Raw genomic sequence first — 5937 nt, forward strand, 5'->3', positions numbered from 1 at the left:
GGGTGCGGTGCGGCTGACAGGGCCGCCCGTGTAACTCAAGTCCGTCCAGCGCACCCTTCGCTCCCAGGGCCAGTAGCCGATCAAAGGACGCGACTACAACCGTCACTCAGCGTGCAGGTGCCAGAACCCGAAGAAGTGAACGACGCCTCGTCACAGACATGCCCGCGACGCATCGCCACAGCTCAGAGCCCATCCGGTCGACTCGGCAATCGGTAAAGGCGACGGGCAGGTCGTGGCGAAGCCGTACAAGCTGCTCCGTGAGGCCCTGGAACGGTCCTCGAAGGCGGCCGTGGCCAAGTTCGCGCTCCGCGGCCGTGAGCGCCTGGGACTGCTCCGGATCAAGGAAGACGCGATCGTCCTGCACTCGATGCGCTGGCCCGACGAGGTCAGGTCTCCAGCCGAGCTGGCTCCGCCGCCGGTGGAGGTCGAGGACTCGGAGGTCGACGGGGCACTTGCCCTCATGGAGGCCATGGGTCAGGAAGACCTGTCCGAGTTCCATGACGAGTACCGGGAAGCACTGGAGAGGTCATTGCCGCCAAGGCCGAAGGCAAGACGCTTCCCGCGGCGGAAGCCCCGGGACCGGCCGGGCAGGTTGTTGATCTGATGGCCGCGCTGAACGAGAGCGTGGCCAAGGCTCGAGAGGCGCGTGGAGACGGGGAGCATGCCACCGTTCGCGAGATGCCGAAGCCGAAGAAGACGGCCCGGAAGGCACCAGCGAAGAAGGCCGCAGCGGGCAAGAAGGCGACAGCGAAGAAGGCGTCCAGTGGCCGCAAGCCGCATGCGTCCTAATCAGGTGAGGCGGCAGTCGCGCCACCGCCGGCTGGAGCGCGCGATCCATCCCCGTGCTTCGAGCAGGCCCGAGCTGGTAGGCGACGCTGGAGGTGGAGGACAGGCCGACCTCCGCGCCGATCTGGCGGATGCCGGTGCCGGTGCCGGTGCCGGTGCCCGCGATGGCGCATCGGATGCAGGCCAGGATGCGCCGCTGCCGGTCGGTCACAGAACACCCGCCGGGACAGTCGGCGCATGCGGGGGCGCAGCGCCGTGTAGTGGCGCGGCCGGGGAGCGGCGAGCGCCGCGTACGTGCGGGTCAGGCCCTGGTAGGCCCGGACCAGTGTGACTGGGCATTCGAGTTGGCATCATCCGCCAGATGACGTGCTCAGTACGGGGTGGTGCTCAAGGGGCACGGAAGTCCTTCGTGTCCGGGTACGTCACGTGGGTGCAGCCGCGCCGCTTCGTGATGTCGTCAACGTACGCGCGGAACAGGGCCGACAGCGTCTGGGGACCGAGCACGTTGTCATAGGTGTAGCTGGAGCTGAGGGTGTGCAGGGCGGGCTTGCCGTCGCAGATGGAGGAGGCCCACCACGCGCCGTTTCCGTGTCCGGCCGTTCCCGCTGTGATGATCTTGTCCTCGCTGCCAGGGGCGTCGTATCCCACCGTGTGCGCCTCTGCGTCGAAGTAGGAGGCGGTACGCAGCCACCACGGCGAGTGAGTGAGCGCACTGCGGGCGGAATCGTGTTCGTCGTCGGGCAAGCCGTCGGCGATACGGCCCACCTGGTCGTGGCTGACCGCTAGAAGGCAGCTTTCGATGGGGGACGCGTCCGGGGCAGGTGTCGCGAGGGCACGGTCGGGCAGCCGGCCTTGCCCTTGCTCCTGGATGTGTCGGGCAAACCAGCGGCATGAACCGTCCGTCGCCTGCGCGGGTCGGAGGTCAGAGGGTACGGACGGCAACTGGTGCTCAGGCAGGGCGGGCAGCTGGCTCTGGCAGCCGATCCGGTCGGTGAGCTCTTCGGTGGCCGAGCGGGCGATGTGGGCGAGGCGCTCACGGTCCGCTGCGGAGACGTCGTCGTAGTCGGCGCCGGCCGTAACGTTCAGCAGCTCCGGGGCCGTCTCGCGGCTGCCGGGGCCGCACTCGGCGCGGATGGTGGTGTACCAGTTTCCGTACCGGCCCAGGGTGCCATCGCCGATTGGTCGCGGTTCGGGGCGCCGGTCGGCGATCTCGGTGACATCGGATTCCTGAGTGCCGAGACTGTCGCGGAACGGCTCGAGACCGTTGTCGTCACCGATCCAGTGCAACGGCTTGGAAGTGTTGCTGACCCGCACCGTCAAGGTGAACAGGCCCGTGGTCTTGCCGGGACCAGGCACCTTGTAGACGGTGCAGGAACCGGGCAGCTCGTCCGCATCGAGCCTGAACTCGTGGTAGTCGCTGCCTGTTGCCCGGACCATCCCGCCCTGAAGGTCCATCACCGCGGCCGCGGACACAAGCCGATCACACGCCGCGCTGATGTTGCTCTCGCTGGAAGCCCGGTCCCGGATGTCATCGAACGTCAACCAGCCCGCGTACAGACTCAGCCCAATCCCGCCACACGCCGCCCACTGCCACAGCCTGATCCACCCAGCACGCATCGCGCACCCCCCTCGGAACCCGTCCGGAGCGATCACGGCCGCCCGGACACCGAGCGTAGATGTCCGGTCTCAGGCAAGTTGAGGCAGGGTGCTGACCGGGCAATGCCGCAACTGGCGGGCCAGCATCCGGCCGTCGTCGAGACCAGCCAGTTTGTCAATCGGGTTCACGCCTTGAGCCCCGGAGAGAGCGGGGCGGCCCCGCGTACGTGCGAAGGCCGCGAGGCCGCCGACCTGCCCGTCCTGTCAACGGCAGGCTGCCTCTGTGACCGTACGATGCACCCGCCAGTGACGCACCCTGGGGCCCGCGGCCGGTGGAATCGTGGCCGTAAGTGGCGTCGAAACTCGGCGTGCTGCCCGCAAGAAATCGCAGGGCGACCGCCGCGGCTTCGCGTGCGGCGGTTGCCTCCCCAGACGGCAGCTTGATCGTCACGATTGGGCTGACGTCGAGCTCGAACCAAAGCGCCGCAGAGGAGGCCGCCCGCAGACTCGCGATCCTTCCGAGCCGCTGGGACGTCATCCTGCCACCCCCTTCAAGCCCATGGGACAGCCTCCCACGGCGCCCGGACGACCCGTCCAGCTCCGCACCCGGACGAAGAAGCGTCGGCGGCAGTCCGCGTGGGCCATGCGCTCATCGTCATCAGTCACCTCCTATCCCGAGATCTCGGCACCACCCGTTGTCGGTGCCGTCCGTAATGATCGGACGCATGAACGAGATAGCCACGGCCGTATCCGGGACTTCCCGCACGTGGAACGGATTTGCCGCATCCGCCGCTCTGCAGGGCCTTGTCGGGGCCTTGGGCTGCTGGAACGAGGACTCTTTCGCCGATATCAGGCGTATCGGCCGCTACATCGAGGGCAGTTGGGAGCCCGGGCCGGGTGAACGGGATGTCCGACCGCCCGCAGCCGGTAGCTGGACGGAACTGATAGGGCGCCCGGGCGCACTCGCGTTGCGCGCGGCCGCTCCCGCCACCAGGCCGGAGCGCCGGGAGGTTCTGCTCGACTTCCTGGAGATGTGGGCGCGGACGCCGTTCGCCGACCCGGCCTACCGCTTCCGCCTGGGCCGGCTCGCCGGAACGACATCGTTCACCGTTCGCGACCACCAAGGCGCCTCCTTCGGTCTGCACCTGCCGGCTGCGCGCGAGACTCGCTACTTCGAGGCCGTACTTCCCGGTGGCAAGGCCGCACCGCGCCCCGAGGAACCGCTCTACGTCGTGGACTGCCACCGCGGTTGGGGCACCCCGGGGCAGCTGCTGCGCTTGGTGGAACTTGTCCGGGAGCGCGGCCCATTCGCGTGGGACGCGGAAGCTGTTCTCGCGCTGAGCGAGGCGACCGGTCTGAGCCGCCCTGCTGCGGCCCTCGTCCTGGCCGGCAACCTTGGTGCGGGCGGCTACCAGCCCTTTCTGGACGAGCACGAGCGCTCCGTGTTCGGTTTCAAGGTGGGGGAGCTCGAAGCGGCACGCGCTGAGTTGTCGATGCTGCACGACGACGAGCGGCTCGCCCTGCTCGCCGACGTGATGCTGGCTGACCCCGTGGACCTGTGGGCGCCGGGCGGCCTGGCCCGCGTCGGGGAGCGCATCGCCGCAGCCTGGGTGGAGCAGCACGGAGGCCGTCCGTACGCTCCCTGGAGCACCTGGCAGGCCGCGGTCGCCCTGGAGACCCGGATGCCGGCGACCCACCTGTGCCACCTGTTCCTCGACCCGGCGAATGCCACCCTGCCGCCGGGCTTCTACCTGCGGGTCTGGCCCTGCCCTCCCGAGCACCGCCACCTGCGCACCGCGTGGGACGTCATGGGCAGCTACGACGCCGATACCGTCGCAGACGCCCTCTTCACCGGCCTGCCGTGGGCGTACGCGGACCTTCCCGCCGGGGACCCCGTACGCGCCGGGGCGCCGGAGGCCGTCCACCATCTGCGCAAGGTGCTGGCCGGCCGCGACTCACCGGCCCGGGTCCTTCACTCGGGCGTGATCCGCGGCAACCGGGGGAGCCGGCGCTGGGACTGGCTGACGGACGGCACCTGCGACCGCGTCATGGCCCGTATCACCGCCGGGGACCTGCCTGTGGGCCGCTACGAGTCCGACCCGCGCGCCTGCGTCCCCGACCTGGTCGCCGACGTCGCCGCAACCCTCGACCTGTCCGAGGACCCCGTCGCCCTCTACCTCCAGCTCTTGGTACTCCCCGTGCCGTCGGACCGCAATGTGCGGCGCTGGAACGCCTGGACGCCAGCCCGCCACAAGGCGGCCGCAGCGGAGCTGCTGGCGCGCGGCCTGGTGGTGGAGGACCGCCGGGCCCGTGCGGGACGCACACTCTTCCTGCCCGGCCCGTGGGCGCACGGTAAGAAGTCGCTGCCGCCGATGGAGTCCTGGAAAGCGCCTCTGGTCGGCGCGCAACTGAGCGCCGACGGGACCGCGGTGAGGGCCTTCGAGCTGTTCCCGGGCACGCTCCCCGAGCTGTTCACCGAGGCGTGGCGGCTGGTCGCCAGGGGAGAGGGCCCGACGGCCTGACCGGTGGTGGTCTCGGAGTGAGCGATGCCAGACGGCCAGGATCCCGGACCGCGCTGTTCTCCGTGTCTGCCACGCCCAGTGAGACCCCGCAGTAGTTGTGGTCATGCGAACACACGACGGGTCGAAGAGGGGTAGCAGGCGTGGGTGGTCCGGCAGCGCGGCAGCAGTGCAAGCCTGTGACCTGCCGCTCCAGGCCATCCCGTTCCCCGGCCACTCCTTCGAAGTCCTCTCCATGGACCCACAGGATTGTCGGGTGGCCGGTAGAGCGACTTCCTCGATTCGGGCAGCCAGCTGCGGAGCCGGCGGCGGACCCGATGTTCTCGGCTCCTTGATCACTCCGCCTGAGCTGGCACGCCCCTGCCCCGTTCAGCCGGGGATGTCGCGGGGGTCGTCGCCGTAGGTGTACTCGGTGCGGATGCGCCCGTCGCGGCCGTGGACGACGACCTGAGCCGGCTTGTGCTGCTTGGCCTGCTGGCGGGCGGAATTGATCGCGTCCCTCTGTGTCGGATGCGGCTCCGCGACCTTACGGGCGCCCTCCGTGTGCTGGACCTGCCACCGCTCCTCGCCGCTGCCGGCTGCCGGTGTGATGTGGTAAACGGTCCGCTTCGGTTTCGCTGCCATCGGTCCTCCCAGATCGTCAGGGCTGCTGTCCAGGATCACCCAGCGCCGCCAGCCCCGCAGGGGCACCGCGTATCGCTGCTGTGAACCGGCTGGGCGGCCTGCGCGCGGCCGACTCCGCGGTGAGCGAGTGCAGGGTCGTCGTGCGCACGAGTGGCAGGCGGGAACCGAGAACCTAAACTGGCCGTGCTCGGGGCCCTCACGGAGGTCTCGTCATGCCCCGTCCCATTTGGTCCGGCGCGATCAGCTTTGGGCTGGTCACCATCCCGATCAAGGTTGTTCCCGCGACGGAAAACCGCAGCATCAGCTTCCGCCAGGTGCACCTGGAGGACATGGGCCGGGTGCGCTACCGCAAGGTCTGCGAGATCGACGGGAAGCAGCTCTCCGACGACGAGATCACCCGGGGCTACGAGGT

The 5937-nt window shown here is 69.5% G+C and carries 6 protein-coding genes and 1 pseudogene; 4 read left to right on the forward strand and 3 right to left on the reverse strand.

Annotation, left to right across the window (positions count from 1 at the left end):
- Positions 1 to 232 precede the first annotated feature (232 nt).
- Complete coding sequence (locus ACWD01_RS37000; protein WP_451168333.1) at positions 233 to 604, forward strand: Ku protein; 372 nt, start codon at positions 233 to 235, stop codon at positions 602 to 604.
- Entirely contained in the window at positions 604 to 789 is a 186-nt protein-coding gene (locus ACWD01_RS37005) for a hypothetical protein (RefSeq protein WP_451168343.1), read from the forward strand. The genes ACWD01_RS37000 and ACWD01_RS37005 overlap by 1 nt, the downstream gene beginning before the upstream one ends.
- 79 nt (positions 790 to 868) lie before the next feature.
- Here the strand turns inward: ACWD01_RS37005 and ACWD01_RS37010 are convergent.
- Positions 869 to 997, reverse strand: a pseudogene (locus tag ACWD01_RS37010) (LexA family protein); the annotation flags it as partial.
- A gap of 176 nt (positions 998 to 1173) precedes the next feature.
- Positions 1174 to 2439, reverse strand: a complete 1266-nt coding sequence (locus tag ACWD01_RS37015) for a hypothetical protein (protein ID WP_451168335.1) — start codon at positions 2437 to 2439, stop codon at positions 1174 to 1176.
- A 911-nt stretch (positions 2440 to 3350) separates the two neighbouring features.
- Between ACWD01_RS37015 and ACWD01_RS37020 the strand changes: the two genes are divergently transcribed.
- Entirely contained in the window at positions 3351 to 4904 is a 1554-nt protein-coding gene (locus ACWD01_RS37020; RefSeq protein WP_451168337.1) for a hypothetical protein, read from the forward strand.
- Positions 4905 to 5270: 366 nt separating this feature from the next.
- Here ACWD01_RS37020 and ACWD01_RS37025 read toward each other — a convergent pair whose 3' ends face one another.
- On the reverse strand, positions 5271 to 5525 hold the full coding sequence (locus ACWD01_RS37025) for a DUF2188 domain-containing protein (protein ID WP_451168339.1): 255 nt from the start codon (positions 5523 to 5525) through the stop codon (positions 5271 to 5273).
- A 212-nt stretch (positions 5526 to 5737) separates the two neighbouring features.
- Between ACWD01_RS37025 and ACWD01_RS37030 the strand changes: the two genes are divergently transcribed.
- Positions 5738 to 5937 (forward strand): Ku protein (locus ACWD01_RS37030; RefSeq protein ID WP_451168341.1); only part of this gene is annotated, 200 nt, incomplete at its 3' end.

It is taken from the genome of Streptomyces sp. NPDC002835, from assembly GCF_053591995.1.